This window comes from Microbacterium proteolyticum (assembly GCF_029639405.1).
In the GTDB taxonomy this organism is placed as follows: domain Bacteria; phylum Actinomycetota; class Actinomycetes; order Actinomycetales; family Microbacteriaceae; genus Microbacterium.
Window position 1 is genome coordinate 2,658,625 of record NZ_CP121274.1, and the last position, 18,008, is coordinate 2,676,632.

Consider the following 18,008-nt stretch of genomic DNA (forward strand, 5'->3'; position numbering starts at 1 on the left):
CCGTACCAACCGTCGGCGCGCGGGGAACGGGAGAGGGCCCGGATGCCATGGCATCCGGGCCCTCTGTTCGAGACTTACGCGGTCGCGTCCTCGCGCTTGGGCAGCACCCAACCGGGGCGCACGAAGTGGCACGTGTAGCCGTTGGGGATGCGGAGCAGGTAGTCCTGGTGCTCGGGCTCGGCCTCCCAGAAGGGAGCCTCGGGCTCGATCGTGGTGACGACCTTCGCGGGCCAGATGCCCGACGCGTCGACGTCGGCGATGGTGTCGCGCGCGACCCGCTCCTGCTCGGGGGAGAGGGGGAAGATCGCGGAGCGGTAGCTCGTGCCGATGTCGTTGCCCTGACGGTTCAGGGTCGACGGGTCGTGGATCTGGAAGAAGAACGCCAGGATGTCGCGGTACGTCGTCTTGGTGGGGTCGAACACGATCTCGACGGCCTCGGCGTGACCGGGGTGGTTGCGGTAGGTCGCGTGGTCGTTCGATCCGCCGGTGTAGCCGACGCGCGTGTCGAGCACGCCGGGCTGGCGACGGATGAGGTCTTCGACGCCCCAGAAGCAGCCGCCCGCGAGGACGGCGGTCTCGGTGCCGGGGCGGCGGGTGATCTCGCCGGAATCGGTGGGTCCGCTGGTCATGGTGTTGCTCCTTTTGCGGTTGCGGAAGGGGAAGAGGTTCATGAGGCTCGGGTCTCGCGGAACAGGGACAGGAAGTCGCCGTAGCCCTGCTTCTCGAGCTCCGCCACGGGCACGAACCGCAGCGCCGCCGAGTTCATGCAGTATCTCAGCCCGCCGGCCTGGCGCGGGCCGTCGTCGAAGACGTGGCCGAGATGGCTGTCGGCGCCGCTCGAGCGCACCTCGGTGCGCTTCATCCACAGCGTCCGGTCGGTCTTCTCCACGACCGCGGTCGCGTCGATGGGCTTGGTGAAGCTCGGCCAGCCCGACCCGCTGTCGAACTTGTCCGTCGAGGAGAACAGCGGCTGCCCCGACACCACGTCGACGTAGATGCCCTGCTCGTGGTTGTCCCAGTACTCGTTGCGGAACGGCGGCTCCGTCGCGTCGTCCTGCGTGACGGCGAACTGGCGGTCGGTGAGGCGGCCCAGCGCCTCCGACGTCTTGCGGTACTCCGTGGTCACGGTGTGGTCCTTTCGCCTGCGATGCCGGTTCAGGCATCACTGAGGAGAACGCGCGGCCCTGCGGTTTTGGTCCCGTGGGGCTGGGAGCGCGCTGTGAGTTCTCGGGCCTCCCGGATGCCGTGGGCAACCCCCCGATTTGGCAGAGGCGCGCTCGCTACCGTGGCGTCCGACACCCCAGGAGGATTCATGCCCCGCACGATCGTCATCACCGGAGCCAGCGACGGAATCGGCGCGGCCGCCGCTCGGCAGCTGCACGAGATCGGCGAGGAGGTCGTGGTCGTCGGACGCAACCCCGACAAGACCCGTCGTGTCGCCGACGCGCTCGGGGTGCGCTCCTTCACCGCCGACTTCTCCGACCTCGCGCAGGTGCGCGAACTCGCCGAGACGCTGCGTGCCGAGTATCCCCGCATCGACGTCCTCGCCAACAACGCCGGCGGGATCTTCGGCGAGCGCAAGCTCACGGGCGACGGGTACGAGGTCACGTTCCAGGTGAACCACCTCGCGCCGTTCCTGCTGACGAACCTCCTGCGCGAGGTGCTGATCGAGTCTCGGGCGTCGGTGATCCAGACCTCCAGTGCCGCGGCGCGTCTGTTCTCCCGCTTCGACATCGACGACCTGCAGGGCGCACACCGCTACTCCGCGTCACGCGCCTACGGCAACGCCAAGCTCGCGAACGTGCTGTTCACGAAGGAACTGAACCGCCGGTTCGGCGACGCGGGACTTTCCGCGGTCGCCTACCACCCGGGGGTGATCGCCTCGAGCTTCGGGTCCACCGGCAGCGGGTCGTGGAAGTTCCTGTACGGCGGTCCGCTCGCGGAGCGCTTCATGACCTCGACCGACGTCGGCGGTGCCCGCCTGACCTGGCTCGCCCTGGGCAAGCCAGGGGTCGACTGGCAGCCCGGCGGTTTCTACGCCAACAACAAGCCCGCCCGGACGCACCGGCGGGCCGACGACCCCGCGCTGGCCCGGCTGCTGTGGGACCGGAGCGCCGAACTGGTGGGGCTCGCGTCCTGAGAAGCTGTCGGTTTCCTATGCGAAGGCCCAGGATGCCGCTTTCTTGGTGAACCCTGGGAGGCCCCCCGCCACGCTGGGCGCATGACCGCCACCACCACCGTTCCTCTCGGCGTGGACCCCCTCTCTTCGCCGATCCGACGCCCGCGCACGGCCCGCCGGCGCGGTCGCCTCGGCTGGACCCTCGCCGCGACCGCGCTGATCTGGCTCTCGAGCCTCGCGGTGGTGGCGCTGTGGGTCGCCGGTGGCGGCATCCAAGCCCTTCTCGGTAGGGATGCCGAAACGCTGAACACCCTCGGTCGGCTCTGCGGACTGGTGTCGGCGAACCTGCTGCTCTACCAGGTGCTGCTCATGGCCCGGGTGCCGGTGTTCGAACGCGGCTTCGGCCGTGACAGGATCACCCGGATACACCGGCTCGTCGGCTTCTGGTCCTTCGCGCTGTTCTCGGCGCACATCGTGCTGCAGACCCTCGGCTACGCCGAATCCGCGGCGGTGAATCCGATCGTGCAGCTGTGGGAGTTCGTGTGGGACTACCCGGGCATGCTGCTGGCCACCGCCGGAACGGGCCTGCTCCTCCTGGTCGTCGCGACCTCGATCCGCAAGGCGCGGAAGCGTCTGCGCTACGAGTCGTGGCACCTCCTGCACCTGTACGGCTACCTCGGGGTCGGGCTCGCCGTCCCGCACATGCTGTGGACCGGTGCCGACTTCACCGCCCACCCCCTCGCCACGGTGTACTGGTGGGCGCTGTGGGGCGCGACGGCAGCGGCCGTGCTCGTCTTCCGCGTCGGTCTGCCCCTGCTCCGTTCGCTGCGGCACGGGCTCCGCGTCTCGACGGTCCACCGGGACGGCGACCGCGGTGTCGCCGTCACGATGACCGGGCGGGGCCTGCACCGGATGCCGGTGCGCGCGGGTCAGTTCTTCGTGTGGCGGTTCCTCGACGGCCCCGGCTGGACCCGTGGCCACCCGTTCTCGCTCGCCGCGGCCCCCAACGGGACATCGCTGACGATCGCGGCACGGCTCGTCGGCGACGGCACCTCGCGGCTGGCATCCGTCCGTCCGGGGACGCGCGTCCTCATCGAAGGGCCCTACGGCGAGATGACGGCGGACGAGCGCACCGGGCGCAAGCTCCTCCTCATCGGCGCGGGCGCCGGCGTCGCACCGCTGGTCGCGCTCGCCGAGGGTTCCGCATGGTCTCCGGGTGAGGCGACGCTCCTCGTGCGCGACCACGCGGAGGGCGACGCCCTCCGCCGGGAGGCCATCGGGCGCCTCGAGCGCGACCGAGGCCTGCGCTACGCCGCCCTGGTGGGACCGCGTGCTCCCGGAGCCTCGCCGTGGCTGTCGGCCGGCCACGCCGCGTGGAGCGGCGTCGACCTCCTGCGTTACGTCGCCCCCGACCTCGACCAGTACGACGTCTACCTCTGCGGTCCGGGGGCGTGGATGGATGCCGTGCGCGCCGACCTGCGCCGCGCGGGGGTTCCGTCGGACCGCGTCCACGCCGAGTCGTTCACCGTCTGAGACCTGAGAGGAAGACAGAGATGAAGAAGATCTTCTACGCCGTGATGGCGACGCTCACCGGCCTCGTGCTGCTGTTCAGCTACCGCACGTCGCTCGGCGGCGGCGAGACGGCGGTGGCCCTGCCGGCCACGACCCCTGCGCCCGCCTCGGCCCAGCGCGCCACACCATCGGCGTCGCCCTCCGCCTCCGCGTCGGCGTCGGCCTCGCCGTCGGCCTCGGCCTCCGCGCCGTCGGCCGCCGCCCCGACGCAGGCGGCCCCCGCGTCATCGGGTCTCGCGGACGGCACCTACACCGGCTCGGCCGCGAACACCCGTTTCGGCCCCGTGCAGGTTCAGATCACGGTGTCCGGCGGAGTCGTCACGGACGTGCAGGTCCCCGTCTACCCGTCCGAGAACGGCCGCGACCAGCAGATCAACTCCCGCGCCGTGCCGATCCTCGTGAAGGAGACCCTCGCCGCGCAGTCGGCCGAGATCGACATGGTCTCGGGCGCCACGTACACCAGCACCGGGTACCGGACCTCTCTGCAGGCCGCGCTCGATGAGGCGCACGTATGAGTGCCCTCCCCGCCGTCACGGTCGTCGAGCCGGTCATGGGGACGGTCGTGACCGTGCAGGTCCGCGGGCGTGCGACGACCGACGCCGCGGTTCGTGCGCAGGTCGACACCGCCATCGCCGCGGTCATCGCGCGGATGCGCGACGACGAGAGCGTGTTCTCGACCTACCGCGCCGACTCCGACGTGAGTCTGCTGCGCGACGGCCTCCGCGGGCTCGACGACGTCGACCCCCGCGTGCGCGAGGTCGAGGAGCTGTGCCGCCGTCTCCGGGACGACACCGGCGGCGTCTTCGACGCGTGGTGGCGCGGGTGGTTCGACCCCACCGGCGTCGTCAAGGGGTGGTCGGTGGATGCCGCGTCCACCGCGCTCGCCGACGTCCTGTCGCTTCCGGGAGTGGAGGCCGCGGCGGTCAACGTCGGCGGCGACATGCGTCTTCTCCGGGCTCCCGGGAGCGGGCACGTGTGGAACGTCGGCGTCGCCGACCCCGAGGACTCCGCGGGTGTCCTGTCCACCATCGCCCTCGCCGAGGGGGCCGTCGCGACGTCCGGGACGGCCGAGCGCGGGGCTCATCTGATCGACCCGCGGTCCCTGCGGCCGGTGCCCGGTCTCGTCTCGGCGACCGTCGTGGCCGACACCCTCACCGTGGCGGACGTCTGGGCCACGGTCGCGGCCGTCGCGGGCGTCGACGACCTCGAGGCCGTCCGCACCGCGCCGGTCACCTCCGGGATCGTCTGGGCCGACGGACGCGTCCGCCGGTGGGCGGGTGGCATCGAGATCGACCGTTTCCAGAGCCTCGTCGACCCGTCAACGGGCGCGGCGGAGCCGGAGCAGGAAGACCGTGCCTTCGGCTGAGGTGCGTTCGACGGCGATCGTGCCCCCGTGCCGCTCGGTGGCCTCGCGGACCAGCGCCAACCCGAGACCGAATCCCCGGCGACGCCCCGATTCCGCGCCGCGCGCGAACCGCTCGAAGATGCGCCCCTGATCCTCGGGGCGGATGCCCCCACCCGCGTCGATGACCCGGATCTCGACGGTGTCGCCGGCGACACTCGCCGTGACGCGCACGGCGCTGCCGCCGGGGGCGTGGCTCACCGCGTTGTCGATGAGCGCGATGCCCACCCGCGTGAGGGTGACCGTCGGCATGTCGACCCGGAGACCCTCCGGTCCCGCGTCGACCTCGACCGCGACCCCCGCCTCGGCGGCGAGCGGAGCCACCACCGCCTCCGCGGACCGAAGGCCGTCGGCCACGGCCGCGGTCCCGTCCGCGGACGCCGCCCCCTCCGCCGACAGCAGCATGTCGGTGAGGACGTCGTCCATGAGGTCGGCGTCGCGCCGCAGCCGGTCGAGGGTGTCGTCGAGCGGTTCGCCGCGGGCGAGACGCCGCTGCGCGATCTGCACGCGGCTGCTGAGCGCCGTCAGGGGCGTGCGCAGTTCGTGGCTGGCATCCGAGACGAAGGCCCGCTGGCGTCGGAGCGCTTCGTCGAGCGGTCGGACCGACCATCGGGATGCCGCCCACCCCACGACGCCGATCACGGCGACGCCGAGCAGCCCGAGGCCGAGCACCCACGGCAGGACGTCGTCGAAATCGACCACGACGCGATCGCCCGGGAGACCGCCGCGACCCCCGTGGTGGTCGGTCTCCCTCCGCGCGCCGGTCAGCAGCACGCCGACCAGGATCGCCACGCCGATCGTCAGAGCGACCGCGGAGGCGCCCCCGACCAGCAGACCGACCCGTGCCCCCGCCCGCCGGACGACCCGACGGTCCTCCGCGGCGCTCACCGGGCACCGCCCGCGCGGTAGCCGCGTCCTCGGACGGTCTCGACCACGTCCGGGGCGCACTTGCGTCGGAGATAGTGGACGTAGGTGTCGACGGTGGTGACCGCATCGACGGACGAGAAGACGTCACGGGCGATCTGCTCGCGCGAGAACACGTGGTCGGGGCTCGAGGTGAGCAGGTCCAGCAGAGCGTTCTCGGTGGCGGTGAGCGTCACGCGCGCACCGGACGGGGCGTACACCGCCGCGGCATCCGGCACGTACGTCCAGTCCGCCACGGCCCGCCGGCGGCCCTCGGCGCGGAAGCCGCGCAGCAGGGCGCGCAGACGCGCGAGCAGCTCGTCGTAGTCGAACGGTTTGACGAGGTAGTCGTTTGCGCCGGCATCCAGGCCGTCGACGCGATCGGCGACGGAGCCGAGGGCGGTGAGGAGGAGAACCGGGGTGGTGATGCGCGCCGTGCGCAGAGCCTGGACGATGTGCTCCCCGTCGAGTCGGGGGAGCCGTCGGTCCAGGACGATGAGGTCGAACCGTTCGCGCAGGGCTCGGTCGCGCGCGACCACACCGTCGCTCTCGTGCGTGACGTCGTACGCCTCGGCGAGCACCTCGGTGGTCATGGCCGAGATCTCGCCGTCGTCCTCGACGTAGAGCAGGCGGGGCCGTCGGGTGTCCTCGGGGGTGCTCATCGGGCCCCGCTCACGCTCATCGCGCGCTCCGGCGGGGCCGCTCGACGGTCCAGCCCAGCCTCTCCAGGGCGGCGTGCAGCCGATGCGCCTGCGCCCACGCGACCTCGCCGGAGACGTCGGAATAGACGTCGATCGCGAACGGCGGCGGATCGGCGAACTTCGGGATCTCCACCTCGACCCACGCGTGGGGGGCCAACCACACGCGCGGGTGCGACGTGCGGGCATCGTCCACCCCGCCGTCGGCGGCGAAGGCGATCACGTCGAGGGCGTCGATCTTGGTGATGGGCATGTCGACGACGAGGGTCACGGCGTGGAGTCTTTCGGTCATCGGGCACCTCCCGCGTTCATCCTCACACGTCCCGCCCCGCCGGGGGCAGGGACGGGAACGCGCGGCCCCGTCGGTCGCCCGGGGCTACCCTCGATCCATGCCCTCCCCGCGCGACGACCTCCGTACGGTCGTCGAGGACGCGACGGGGGAGATGTTCGCCGACCTGCGCGCACTCCCGGTGGAGGAGGGTGCCCGCGCCGCCGCCGTGCTCATGCTCTTCGGCACGCTGGATGCCGTGCCCGCGGCGCACACCGCCGCGTCCGTGCCCCCCGATCTGGACGTCCTCCTCCTCTCCCGCGCCGACACCCTCCGTGCGCACCCCGGGCAGATCGCGTTCCCCGGCGGCCGGGTCGATCCGGGGGATGCCGGCCCGGTGGACGCGGCGCTCCGAGAGGCGCGGGAGGAGACCGGCCTCGATCCCGCCGGGGTGAACGTCATCGGCACGCTTCCGCGCGTCCCCCTGGCGTACTCGAGGCATCTCGTGACGCCGGTGGTCGCCTGGTGGGATCGGCCCACTCCGGTGCGCGCGGTCGACGCCGCCGAGTCCGCGGCAGTGTTCCGGGCGCCGGTGGCCGATCTGCTCGACCCGGCGCGGCGCGGAACCACCCGGATCCATCGCGATGGCCGCGAGTGGCGCGGGCCCGCGTTCCTCGTCCCGCACGCGACGGGAACCCACGTGGTGTGGGGCTTCACCGCGATGCTCCTCGACGGCCTGTTCGATCGTCTCGGGTGGACCGAACCCTGGGATGCCACGCGGGAGATCGCTCTTCCGGTGCCCGGTCCGGGGACCGCGGCGACTCCACCCCGAGCGTCCGTCTCCTAGCGTTTTCCTCCCGGTTCGTCACGCCGCGCGCGGGTGTCGCCCGGGGTCGCTAGCGTGGGGGTCGTGACTGCTCCCGTTGACCCCACCACCACGTCCGCCTGGACCCGCCTCACGGCCCTCCGCGAGAGCTTCGACCCCGACCTGCGCGGATGGTTCGCCGCAGACCCCAGCCGCGTCGAGAGCCTCACCCGCACCGTGGGAGATCTGCACGTCGACCTCTCGAAGAACCTCGTCACCGCCGAGGTCCTCGACGCTCTGGTCGCGCTCGCCGACGAGACGGGGGTGCGTGAGCGGTTCGCCGAGATGCTCCGTGGCGCGCACCTGAACACGAGCGAGGACCGCGCCGTGCTGCACACGGCTCTGCGTCGCCCCGCCGACGCCACGCCCGCTCTGCACGTCGACGGGCAGGATGTGGACCACGACGTCCAGGCGGTGCTGTCGGCCATGGCGACGTTCGCGGAGCGTGTGCGCAGCGGGGAATGGCAGGGCGTGACGGGAAAGAAGGTCACGCACGTCGTCAACATCGGCATCGGCGGCTCCGACCTCGGTCCGGTGATGGTGTACGAAGCCCTCAAGCCCCTGGCGGATGCCGGCATCCAGGCCCGGTTCGTCAGCAACATCGACCCGACCGACATCGCCGAGAAGACCGCCGACCTCGATCCCGAGACGACGCTGTTCATCGTCGCGTCCAAGACCTTCACCACTCTCGAGACCCTCACGAACGCGCGTCTCGCGCGGGACTGGCTGTGGGCCGGACTCGCGGGTGCGGGCGCCATCGACGACACCGACCAGGCGCGCGTCGACGCCGTCGCGCATCACTTCGTCGCCGTTTCCACCGCGCTCGACAAGGTCGAGGCCTTCGGCATCGACCCGGCCAACGCGTTCGGTTTCTGGGACTGGGTCGGCGGGCGCTACTCCGTCGACTCCGCGATCGGTCTGTCGCTCGCGATCGTCTTCGGCCCGGGGGCCTTCCGCGAACTGCTGAGCGGTTTCCACACCGTGGACGTCCACGTGGCGACCACGCCGGTCGAGCAGAACGTGCCCGTCCTCCTGGGGCTCCTGAACGTCTGGTACACCAACTTCCTCGGCGCGCAGTCGCACGCGGTCCTGCCGTACGCCCAGCAGCTGAGCCGCTTCGCGGCGTACCTCCAGCAGCTCACGATGGAGTCCAACGGCAAGTCGGTGCGCTGGGACGGCTCGCCGGTCACGACCGACACGGGCGAGATCTTCTGGGGCGAGCCCGGCACGAACGGTCAGCACGCCTTCTACCAGCTCATCCACCAGGGCACGCGCCTCATCCCCGCGGACTTCATCGCCTTCGTGAACCCGGCCTATCCGCTCGCCGACGGCGGCCGCGACGTGCACGGTCTGTTCCTCGCGAACTTCCTCGCGCAGACGAAGGCCCTGGCGTTCGGCAAGACCGCCGAAGAGGTCGAGGCCGAGGGCACGACCGGTGCGCTCGTGGCGGCGCGCACGTTCCCCGGCAACCGTCCGACGACGTCGATCTTCGCGCCGGCGCTCACCCCCGCGGTGCTCGGCCAGCTCATCGCGCTGTACGAGCACATCACGTTCACGCAGGGCACCGTGTGGGGCATCAACTCGTTCGACCAGTGGGGCGTCGAGCTCGGCAAGCAGCTCGCTCTGCAGATCGCTCCCGCGATCGAGGGCGACGATGACGCTCTCGCGTCTCAGGATGCCTCGACGGCGGCGCTGCTGCACTACTACCGCGCGCACCGCGCCTGATCCCGGGCGGGCTTCGCCGCCCGGTCGGGGCTGAGGGCTCCGGAGCATCACGTGGCGGGTCGATTCGCGGGAATTTTTCTCGCCGGATCGGCCCGTCTCGTCGTTGGTGGCCGGTCTGCCCTCCCGCTCCGGCGCTCGGGAAGCGCGCGCGTCGCGCCGCTTCCCTGATAAATACCTGATCAGAGGGATAATCGCAGCTCTCGATCCGGGCGCTCGCGCACCCGGTCCGTGCCCCTGCCGCGACCTCCGCGGGTGCGGCCGACTGCGACGGCGGCGTGCACGAGCCTTTCAGGTAACGAATAGATAACGTCCAGAAGAGCACCTCACACTCGGGGTCCTGTGCCGACCCGACGGCACGATTTCGCGCTCGTACCCGACGAGACGCGCCCGATGACGAAAGACTCCTCACGTTTTGCTGCGTTCCGATCTGAAGCTCACCCATGTCAACCGCGCCCGCCGCACCCTCGCCACCGCCGCCACGTGCGCCGGAGTGGCTCTGGGGATCGTCGCTCTGACCGGGGTCGCCGCGGCGGCGCCGCTGTCGCTCCCCGATGCGGCGGCGTCCTCGTTCGCCGCTCCGGCCTTCCGTGCGGCGCAATCCTCCGTCGCGACGTCCCCCACGCTCGAGGGCGTCGTCGGCGACGCCGACGCCGCGCTCACCCGGGCCCAGGCCACGCTCGCGGATGCGGCGACGGTCGAATCCGACATCCAGACGGCCGGTCTGCCGCTCTCCGTCGGAGACGCGTCGGTGGACACCTCGGCGCTGGAGACCGCGACCGATCGTCTGTCGTCCTCGGATCTGCTCCCGGTCGTGCTCGTGCCGGCTCTGAGCCAGAACGCCAGCAGCGAGGCCGAGCGGGTCGCCGAGCGGGTCGCCGTCCTCCGCGGCAGCCTGAACGACGCCGTCGCCGCGAAGGAGGCTGCGGATGCCGCGGCCGAGGCTCAGCGCCAGGCCGAGGCCGCTGCGGCGGCGGAGGCGCAGCGGCAGAAGGAAGCCGCCGAGGCGTTGGCGCGGGTCAACACCCCCGAGGGGGCGAAGGAGTTCGCCCAGTCCTACGCGTCCGAGCAGTACGGGTGGGGTTCCGACCAGTTCTCCTGCCTGGTGTCGCTGTGGACCAAGGAATCCGGGTGGAACTACCAGGCTTACAACTCCAGCGGCGCGACCGGCATCCCGCAGTCCCTTCCCGGGAGCAAGATGGCCACGTTCGGCGACGACTGGCAGACCAACGCCGCGACGCAGATCAAGTGGGGTCTCGACTACATCTCCCGCGGCTACGGCACCCCCTGCAGCGCGTGGGCGCACTCGCAGGCGACCGACTGGTACTGATCGGGAATTCTCAGGCTCGGTTCCTCCTCAGCGATATATCGTTGTGTATCGCTGGACTCATCGGGAGTCCGCTTTTCGGGAGGTCATCATGAGTGGTTCGTTCCTGGGAGACGCCTTCGGCGCCCGCGGTGCCGCCGGGCAAGGCTGGCCGATGTCGAACATCCTCGACGCGATGGAGCAGCTCCGCACGCAGTTCGAGCAGAAGACCTCGGGCGGCTCGCGGATGAACAAGGGCGATGTGCGCTCCGCCGTGCTGTCCCTGCTGCTCGAGCAGCCCATGCACGGGTACCAGATCATCCGTGAGATCGAGGAGCGCAGCGGCGGCTCGTGGAAGCCCAGCCCCGGCTCGGTGTACCCCACGCTGCAGCTGCTCACCGACGAGGGCCTCGTGCGCGCCGAGGAGTCCGGTGGGCGCAAGACGTACTCGCTCACCGAGGAAGGGCGCGCCGCGGCGGGCGACGAGACCACCGAGCGCACCGCTCCGTGGGAGTCGGCGACCACGCGCGACGGCGGCCGGATGACGGCGCTGCCGAAGGCCGGTGTCGAACTGGCGCAGGCGGCGGCCCAGGTTGCCCGCACGGGTGACAAGGAGCAGGTCGCGCAGGCCGTCGAGATCCTCGACGAGGCCCGCCGTAAGCTCTACTCCATCCTCGCCCAGAGCTGAGGGTGCCCGATCCCGACGGCCTTCGTGGGGGCATCGGCATCCCGGAGATCCGATGACCGACGACGCCCTCATGCGCGCCCGCTATCGGCGCATCACGCGGTTCGCCGCGCGCTATCTCGTCCAGGCATGGTGGTATGAGCTGTTCCTGCCGCGGCTCGGCCTCGAGCGGATCTCCGCCCGGGGCCGCACCCGCCGGCTGCAGATCATCGCCCGCCGATTCCACGGACTCGCGATCGACCTCGGCGGCCTGATGATCAAGGTCGGACAGTTCATGTCCTCGCGCCTCGACGTCCTGCCGCCCATCATCACCAAAGAGCTCGAGGGTCTGCAGGACGAGGTGCCGTCGGTGCCGTTCGCCCAGATGCGGGCGCGTGCGGAGGAAGAGCTCGGGATGCCGCTGGAGCGGGCGTTCGCATCGATCGACGAGCGCCCGCTCGCGGCCGCCTCACTGGGGCAGGCGCATCGCGCCGTCCTCACCGACGCGCTGGCCGAGGACACGGGGCTGCGCGATGTGGTCGTCAAGATCCAACGCCCCGGGATCGACCGGATCGTCGACGTCGATCTGCGGGCGCTCCGCAAGGTCGGCGGTTGGTTGAGTCGGGTCGCCCTCGTCCGTGACCGCGTCGACATGCCCGCTCTCGTCGAGGAGTTCGCCGCGACGAGCCTGGAAGAGATCGACTACCTCCACGAGGCGGCGAACTCCGAACGCTTCGCCGAGGACTTCGGCGGCGAAGGGGGAGTGGCCGTCCCGGAGGTGGTCTGGGAGCGCACGACTCGACGGCTGCTGACCCTCCAGGACGTCACGGCGATCAAGATCAACGACGTCGACGCCCTTCGCGCGGCGGGGATCGATCCCGCCGAGGTCGCCCGGCGTTTCGCCGCCGTCATGTTCGACCAGTTGTTCGACGACGGGTTCTTCCACGCCGACCCGCACCCGGGAAACGTCTTCGTGACACCGCTCCCCGGTTCCACGGATGCCGGCTCCCCGGCCTGGCGGTTCACGTTCATCGACTTCGGGATGATGGGCGAGGTGCCGCCGAACCTCCGCAAGGGTCTGCGGCGCGTGCTGATCGCCGCCGCGTCGCGCGACGGAAAGGGTCTCGTCGACGGGATCCGTGACGTCGGCGTCCTGCTCCCCTCGGCCGACACCGTTCAGCTCGAGCGGGCCATGACCCAGCTGTTCTCCCGTTTCGGCGGGATGGGTTTCGCCGAGCTGCAGGAGGTGGACCCGCGGGAGTTCCGTGCCTTCGCCGTCGAGTTCGGTGACGTGGTGCGGGCGCTGCCGTTCCAGCTGCCCGAGAACTTCCTCCTCATCGTCCGGGCGATGTCCCTGACGAGCGGGATGTGCAGCGGGCTCGATCCGGCCTTCAACATCTGGGATGCCGTCGAGCCGTACGCGCAGCGCCTCATCCGCGAGGAGAGCGGGAACACCGTTCAGGCGCTGGCGCGCGAGGCCGCCTCGGTCGCGGCCCTCACCGCGCGTCTGCCGCGGCGCCTCGACGCGCTCATCTCCCGGGTCGAGGAGGGCGGCGTGTCCGCTCAGGTCCCGCGGGTGGAGCGCCGTCTGCGCGACCTCGAGCGCATGATCCGTCGGGTCGTCTCGGCGGTGCTCTTCACGGGGCTCCTCGTGGGCGGCATCCTGCTGCAGGCCGAGCAGGCCGTTTTCGGCACGGTCTTGATGGTGCTGTCGATCGGCCCGGCCGCGCACGCGCTCTTCGCGGGGATCGTCGCACGACGCAGCGGTCGCTGATCGTCGGCCTCCGCTCGCGTCGCGGGGCGCGGCGGGGGCCGAGCCACCCGCTGCCTCGCTGCGCGACGCGCCGATCGCCGAGCCAGTCGCGGCCTCGCTGCGCGCCGCGCCGATCGCCGAGCCAGTCGCGGCCTCGCTGCGCGCCGCGCCGGCCGCCGAGCTCAGCCGCCGCTCCGCTGCGCGCCGCGCCGGCCGCCGACCTCAGCCGCCCACGAGCGCGACGCACGGGCCGAGGAAGACGATCCACGCGGCCGCACTGACGATGAGGACCCCCGTCGAGACCTTCCGGCTGGCCTCGGAGAACATCCCGACGATCGCGGCCAGCCCGATGACGTAGAACGGCCAGAGCGCACCCCAGATGCCCGCGGCGCTCATCAGGGTGATCAACATCAGGGGGAACGCGATCACGTGCGCGACGCACCCGAGACCGACGCCGACGCCCACCCCCGGCCCGCGGCCTGCCGCAGGCGGGGCCGCGGGGGCACCGGATCCGGCCGGCGCTCCGGGCTCCTCCGGCGGAGCGGTGTCCCGAGGCGGCGCGGGAACGACGCCGTCGTCTGTCGCCGCGGGGCCGCCGGGGTGCGCAGGGAAGGCCGCCGGGGGAGGCCACTCCTGTTGCGCGGCAGCGGAGGGCGGCGCGGGCGCGGCATCGGGCGCATCCGGCTGCGCGCCGCGCTCCGGCTCCGGTGTGTCGTCCCGCGGTGAGACGCCGTCCGGTGCCTTCGTCTCCTCCGGGGGAACATCCTCGTGTTCGTCGGGCGCGTCAGGCTGCTGTGGCATCCGTAAGCCTCTCTGGTCGGGGGGAACCGGAAGTGAAATCGCCGCGCCGTGCCATCCACACGAGCCGCGCGATCAGGAGCGGGATCGACACGGCGAGGAACAGTTGCGGGCGGGTCAGCCCCGCCCAGGCCACGTCGTTCCCGCGGACGAACTCGACGCCGAACCGGAAGATCGCGTAGGCCGCGATGAAGAGGGTGAGCGTCTCGCCGGCGGCGATGGGTCGATGACGCAGCCAGAACCACAGAACGCAGAATGCGACGACGTGGAAGGCGATCTCGTACACGAAGCTCGGGTGCAACGGCACTCCCGCGGGCGCACCCACCCGGGCCGCGGCGGCGGGGTCGAGCACGATGCCCCAGTCGCCTCCCGTCGGGGTCCCGGGCTTCTCGGTGAGCAGGCATCCGATGCGGCCGATGGCGAGCGCGAGAGCGACGGCCGGGGCGAAGAGATCGCCGCTGCGGTGGGGATAGCGCACGATGCGCTTGGCGACGTGGACGCCGGCCCATGCGCCGACGAGCGCCGACAGCATCGACGCGTTCCCGCGCGCGAGCTGGTCGACGAGGCTCAGATTCTGGGACGGATCGAGGTGCTGCGCCCACGTGCCCAGGCGGGAGAAGATCGCCGCGCCGACGAGGGCGCCGAGCACCAGGTAGACGATCTGCGGGTCGTCGACTCGGCGCCGACGCTTCTCGATGAGGAACACGATGCCCGCGGCGACGAGCGCGATCATGACCAGCGTCGAATGGGTGTCCCACGGGGGCAGCCACGGCGCGAGATCTTCGAGCAGGGGGAACACGGGCTAGCTCCAGACCCGGACCCACAGGAGCACCCAGAACGGGATGCCGACCACCGCGAGCACCTCGACCGCCCAGAGGTACGCCAGCACCACGCGGGTGTCGCCGAGCTTGCAGCGGGAGCGCAGCAGACCTCCCCGCCGGGCCGCGCGGTACCCCGCGATCGCCACGCCCGCGAAGACGGCGACGGCGACCGGGCCGAGGAGCGCGCTGATCACGGCGATCGTGGTGAAGACGCACAGCCGGAGCGGGTCGAAGCCGCCCGGCGGGGCCGGCACCGACGGATCGCGCTGGTTGAGGTGCAGGAACTCCGACGCGCTCATCGCACCGTCACCGGGATCGGGCGACGACCCGTCGCCGTTGAGAGGCGGGTGCGCGACAGCGGCGCCCACGCCTGCACCGCGCAGAAGGGGGCGCACTGGTGCGCGTCGGTCGTGGCGTTCACCGTGGCCACGTGCACGCAGCACTGGGTCAGGCGCTCCTCGATCATCGTGTTCATGTCCATGAAGGGCTTGACGGTGACGCGCAGCACCCGTTCGCCGAGCATGGAGCGCAGCCGCGCGTGCTGGCCCGGGAGTTTCGAGGCCGCGAGGGTCGCGAGCGTCCCGATGCCCAGGTCGCAGTTGCGGCAGATGTCGCCCCAGATGGATGCCATGGACGGGTGCGACAACGAGGACTGCTCGCTGAGCAGGTCGAGCAACGACGTCTTCACGACCTCGCGGATCGCCTTGTTGACGTTCGAGTCGGCGATGCGGTTCGCCACCAGATCGGGGGAGAGGTCGAGGAACTCCTTGAGCCGCTCATGGCCGATGAGTCCCACGAGCGACTTCCACTCGCCCGAGTCGTCCTTCAGGAAGTACCCCACCGAGCAGCAGTGTGGGTGACTGCACGGCAATGCCGTCAGGTCGCGCCACGTGATGTCGCCGTCGGTCTGCGGTCCGAGGCGCGCGAGGACGCCCGTGTGCGTCAGTCGGTCGTCCGGGTCGATGCCCGAGCCTCGCCCGGAGCCGAAGACCGGCTGGATCGTGACGCCGCCGACGTACGGCGTGTTCTGCGCCCGACGGATGACGGCCCCGATCTCGTCGTCGTTGACGCCGAGGGTCGCGGTCATCGTGAGGGTCGTGAACACCCCGGCGTCAGACAGTCGCTCGAGCGCGCGCTCCTTGAAGCGGCGGATGTCGGCGCCGCGGTGGAAACTCGACGACTCCGCCGACTCGCCGTCGTACTGCAGGTAGATCTCCACGCGCTGCCGGTGCTTCTTCAGAACCTCGACGAACGCGTCGTCCTGGGCGATCCGCAGCCCGTTCGAGTTGATGAGAATGCGCACGACCGGTCGGGCGACGAGGTGCTCGAGCAGCTGCTCCAACCACGGGTACAGCGTCGGTTCGCCCCCGGAGAGCATCAGGACATCGATCCGGTCGTTCTCCTTGGCGAGGCGTGCATCCACCGATGCGAGCACCTCCGCCAGGGGAGCCACGGTGGATGCCGCGGGCCCGGACTCCGCGAAGCAGGTGGGACAGCGCAGGTTGCAGTGGTCGGTGAGGTCCTCCAGCAGGATGCAGGTGTGCTGCGTCTGCATCGCGGGCAGGCCGTCCTGGTACGCCGAGGGCACCGGCGCGAAGTTGCCGGCGACGTCCGGCGTGTGCACCTTCGTCGGTGCCGTCCACTGCTCGAGATAGGTGAGGATCTCCGCGGACTCGTCGTAGAGCGTCCGCACGAGTCCGTGTGTGGCGCATCCGCGCTCCAGCCACACCGTGCCGTCGCGGTCGGCCAGCCACCCCGACAGTCGCTGCACCTGGTCGAGCGGCCGCTCGGGGTCCTCCTCGTGGCACAGCGGGCAGAATGCGTTGACGTATCGATGGATGCGGTAGTCCCGCAGGGGCATTCCGGTTCCGGGGGGAGTCATCCGGACACCCTAGCCATGCCGTCGCGTCGCTCACCAGACCCGTCCACAGCACACTCGCTGTGGAGGAGGGGGCGCGCCGGAGAAGACGGAAGGGCCGCACCGGCATCACCGGTGCGGCCCTTCGCGGGGTGTCGCGGGTCAGTACCACCCGGTCGACTGCGAGTGACCCCAGGCGCCGCACGGGCTGCCGTAGCGACCCGAGATGTAGCCGAGACCCCAGGAGATCTGGGTGGCGGCGTTGGTCTCCCAGTCGGCGCCGGCCGAGCCCATCTTGCTGCCGGGGAGGGCCTGCGGGATGCCGTAGGCGCCGCTGCCGGCGTTGTAGGCGCGGACGTTCCAGCCGGACTCCTTGTTCCACAGCGAGACGAGGCAGGAGAACTGGTCGTCGCCCCACCCGAACCCGGCGAGCATTCCGCGCGCGGTGGCCTGGGCACCCCCGGGGCTGTTGTCCCCCGAACCCCCGCCGGAGGCGGCGACCGGAGCCGAACCGCCCGACGACGACGAGGACGACGATGACGAGGATGCGGCTGCGGCTTCCTGTTCGGCCTTCGCCTGAGCGGCTGCTTCGGCCTCCTGGCGCGCCTTCTCGGCGGCTTCCTCGGCCTGCTTCTCGGCGACGGCGGCGTCAAGGCTGCCTCTCAGCATGGCGACGCGCTCGCTGACGGCCGAGGTGGCGGCGGTCACGCGGTCGGTGAGCTCGGGGAGGAAGGTCGCGGGAAGTGTCTGGGCGTCCCTCAGGCGCTCGGTCGCGGCGGTGAGCTCCGACGTGTCGACGTCGGCGGTCTGCCCGATGTCCAGACCGGATGCCGCGATGTCGTTCTGCACTGCGGTCGCGGCCTCGGACGTGGTGCCGGCGGCGGTCACCGCGGCTCGTGCGGCCACGGCTTCGGGAGCGGCGGCCTCGCTCGGCGCGGAGAAGCTCGCGAGGCGGAAGGAGGCCGACGCCAGATCGTCGGACGGGGTGGCGGATGCCAGGGGAGCGGTGCCGGTGAGAGCGGCGGTGGCGAGCACTCCGACGGCGAGGACGCCGGCGGTCAGTGCAGGGCGGCGACGTGCCCGGCGGGAGGCCAGGCGTCGGTCGCGGCGGTTGGACGAGGGCGTCGAATCAGAGCGCATAAAACCGGTTTCGTGTCAGGAGGACGGCGCGGGTATCGCACGTCCGGTCCGCGAAAAGCGGGCACGAAACGGGGAGCCTGGCACGCCTGTCTGGACGGAACCTGGGCGGAGCGCGGTTT

General features: G+C 71.4%; 19 protein-coding genes. 9 read left to right on the forward strand and 10 right to left on the reverse strand.

All coding sequences use genetic code 11. The annotated features are described in order from the left end of the window. Positions 1-74: 74 nt before the first annotated feature. Both msrA and msrB read right to left on the reverse strand, forming a co-directional pair. Positions 75-629, reverse strand: a complete 555-nt coding sequence (msrA, locus tag P8R59_RS13375; RefSeq protein ID WP_077049950.1) for a peptide-methionine (S)-S-oxide reductase MsrA — start codon at positions 627-629, stop codon at positions 75-77. Between the two features lie 38 nt (positions 630-667). Next, entirely contained in the window at positions 668-1,126 is a 459-nt protein-coding gene (gene msrB, locus P8R59_RS13380) for a peptide-methionine (R)-S-oxide reductase MsrB (protein WP_077049951.1), read from the reverse strand. Positions 1,127-1,312: 186 nt separating this feature from the next. On the opposite strand from msrB, the gene P8R59_RS13385 reads away from it, so the two are divergent. From P8R59_RS13385 to P8R59_RS13400, 4 genes are all read left to right on the forward strand, one after another. Beyond that, positions 1,313-2,140: an SDR family NAD(P)-dependent oxidoreductase gene (locus P8R59_RS13385; protein ID WP_278101465.1), complete on the forward strand. Its 828-nt coding sequence runs from the start codon at positions 1,313-1,315 to the stop codon at positions 2,138-2,140. Positions 2,141-2,221: 81 nt separating this feature from the next. Then, positions 2,222-3,652 (forward strand): ferredoxin reductase family protein, encoded by a 1,431-nt coding sequence (locus P8R59_RS13390; protein WP_278101466.1) that lies wholly within the window; start codon positions 2,222-2,224, stop codon positions 3,650-3,652. Positions 3,653-3,672: 20 nt separating this feature from the next. Further along, positions 3,673-4,206: an FMN-binding protein gene (locus tag P8R59_RS13395; RefSeq protein WP_278101467.1), complete on the forward strand. Its 534-nt coding sequence runs from the start codon at positions 3,673-3,675 to the stop codon at positions 4,204-4,206. Next, positions 4,203-5,057 (forward strand): FAD:protein FMN transferase, encoded by an 855-nt coding sequence (locus P8R59_RS13400; protein WP_278101468.1) that lies wholly within the window; start codon positions 4,203-4,205, stop codon positions 5,055-5,057. The genes P8R59_RS13395 and P8R59_RS13400 overlap by 4 nt, the downstream gene beginning before the upstream one ends. Here P8R59_RS13400 and P8R59_RS13405 read toward each other — a convergent pair. From P8R59_RS13405 to P8R59_RS13415, 3 genes are read right to left on the reverse strand one after another with little or no spacing between them, the layout of a single operon-like run. After that, a complete protein-coding gene (locus tag P8R59_RS13405) occupies positions 5,010-5,981 on the reverse strand; it encodes a sensor histidine kinase (RefSeq protein WP_278101469.1) in 972 nt (323 codons plus the stop codon). The two genes, P8R59_RS13400 and P8R59_RS13405, sit on opposite strands and share 48 nt — an antisense overlap. After that, positions 5,978-6,658 carry a response regulator transcription factor gene (locus P8R59_RS13410; RefSeq protein WP_278101470.1) on the reverse strand — a complete coding sequence of 227 codons (681 nt, stop codon included), beginning with the start codon at positions 6,656-6,658 and terminating at the stop codon, positions 5,978-5,980. Before P8R59_RS13410 ends, P8R59_RS13405 begins: the two co-directional genes overlap by 4 nt. A 16-nt stretch (positions 6,659-6,674) precedes the next feature. Further along, complete coding sequence (locus P8R59_RS13415) at positions 6,675-6,986, reverse strand: hypothetical protein (RefSeq protein ID WP_278101471.1); 312 nt, start codon at positions 6,984-6,986, stop codon at positions 6,675-6,677. A 97-nt stretch (positions 6,987-7,083) separates the two neighbouring features. On the opposite strand from P8R59_RS13415, the gene P8R59_RS13420 reads away from it, so the two are divergent. The 5 genes from P8R59_RS13420 to P8R59_RS13440 all read left to right on the forward strand — a co-directional run bounded on the left by P8R59_RS13420 (position 7,084) and on the right by P8R59_RS13440 (position 13,293). Continuing rightward, positions 7,084-7,809 (forward strand): NUDIX hydrolase, encoded by a 726-nt coding sequence (locus P8R59_RS13420; RefSeq protein WP_431606856.1) that lies wholly within the window; start codon positions 7,084-7,086, stop codon positions 7,807-7,809. A gap of 63 nt (positions 7,810-7,872) precedes the next feature. Continuing rightward, on the forward strand, positions 7,873-9,552 hold the full coding sequence (gene pgi / locus P8R59_RS13425; protein WP_278101472.1) for a glucose-6-phosphate isomerase: 1,680 nt from the start codon (positions 7,873-7,875) through the stop codon (positions 9,550-9,552). A 412-nt stretch (positions 9,553-9,964) separates the two neighbouring features. Continuing rightward, positions 9,965-10,879 (forward strand): phospholipase, encoded by a 915-nt coding sequence (locus P8R59_RS13430; protein ID WP_278101473.1) that lies wholly within the window; start codon positions 9,965-9,967, stop codon positions 10,877-10,879. Between the two features lie 88 nt (positions 10,880-10,967). Continuing rightward, on the forward strand, positions 10,968-11,543 hold the full coding sequence (locus tag P8R59_RS13435) for a PadR family transcriptional regulator (protein ID WP_278101474.1): 576 nt from the start codon (positions 10,968-10,970) through the stop codon (positions 11,541-11,543). A 52-nt stretch (positions 11,544-11,595) separates the two neighbouring features. Then, on the forward strand, positions 11,596-13,293 hold the full coding sequence (locus P8R59_RS13440) for an ABC1 kinase family protein (RefSeq protein WP_278101475.1): 1,698 nt from the start codon (positions 11,596-11,598) through the stop codon (positions 13,291-13,293). A 201-nt stretch (positions 13,294-13,494) separates the two neighbouring features. Here P8R59_RS13440 and P8R59_RS13445 read toward each other — a convergent pair whose 3' ends face one another. From P8R59_RS13445 to P8R59_RS13465, 5 genes are all read right to left on the reverse strand, one after another. Further along, positions 13,495-14,073 (reverse strand): hypothetical protein, encoded by a 579-nt coding sequence (locus P8R59_RS13445; protein ID WP_278101476.1) that lies wholly within the window; start codon positions 14,071-14,073, stop codon positions 13,495-13,497. Further along, positions 14,057-14,869 carry a prolipoprotein diacylglyceryl transferase gene (locus P8R59_RS13450; RefSeq protein WP_278101477.1) on the reverse strand — a complete coding sequence of 271 codons (813 nt, stop codon included), beginning with the start codon at positions 14,867-14,869 and terminating at the stop codon, positions 14,057-14,059. Before P8R59_RS13450 ends, P8R59_RS13445 begins: the two co-directional genes overlap by 17 nt. Before the next feature lie 3 nt (positions 14,870-14,872). Next, on the reverse strand, positions 14,873-15,190 hold the full coding sequence (locus tag P8R59_RS13455; protein ID WP_278101478.1) for a hypothetical protein: 318 nt from the start codon (positions 15,188-15,190) through the stop codon (positions 14,873-14,875). Next, entirely contained in the window at positions 15,187-16,773 is a 1,587-nt protein-coding gene (locus P8R59_RS13460) for a radical SAM protein (protein ID WP_278101479.1), read from the reverse strand. The genes P8R59_RS13455 and P8R59_RS13460 overlap by 4 nt, the downstream gene beginning before the upstream one ends. Positions 16,774-16,911: 138 nt before the next feature. Beyond that, positions 16,912-17,889, reverse strand: a complete 978-nt coding sequence (locus P8R59_RS13465; RefSeq protein WP_278101480.1) for a lytic transglycosylase domain-containing protein — start codon at positions 17,887-17,889, stop codon at positions 16,912-16,914. Positions 17,890-18,008: the final 119 nt, after the last annotated feature.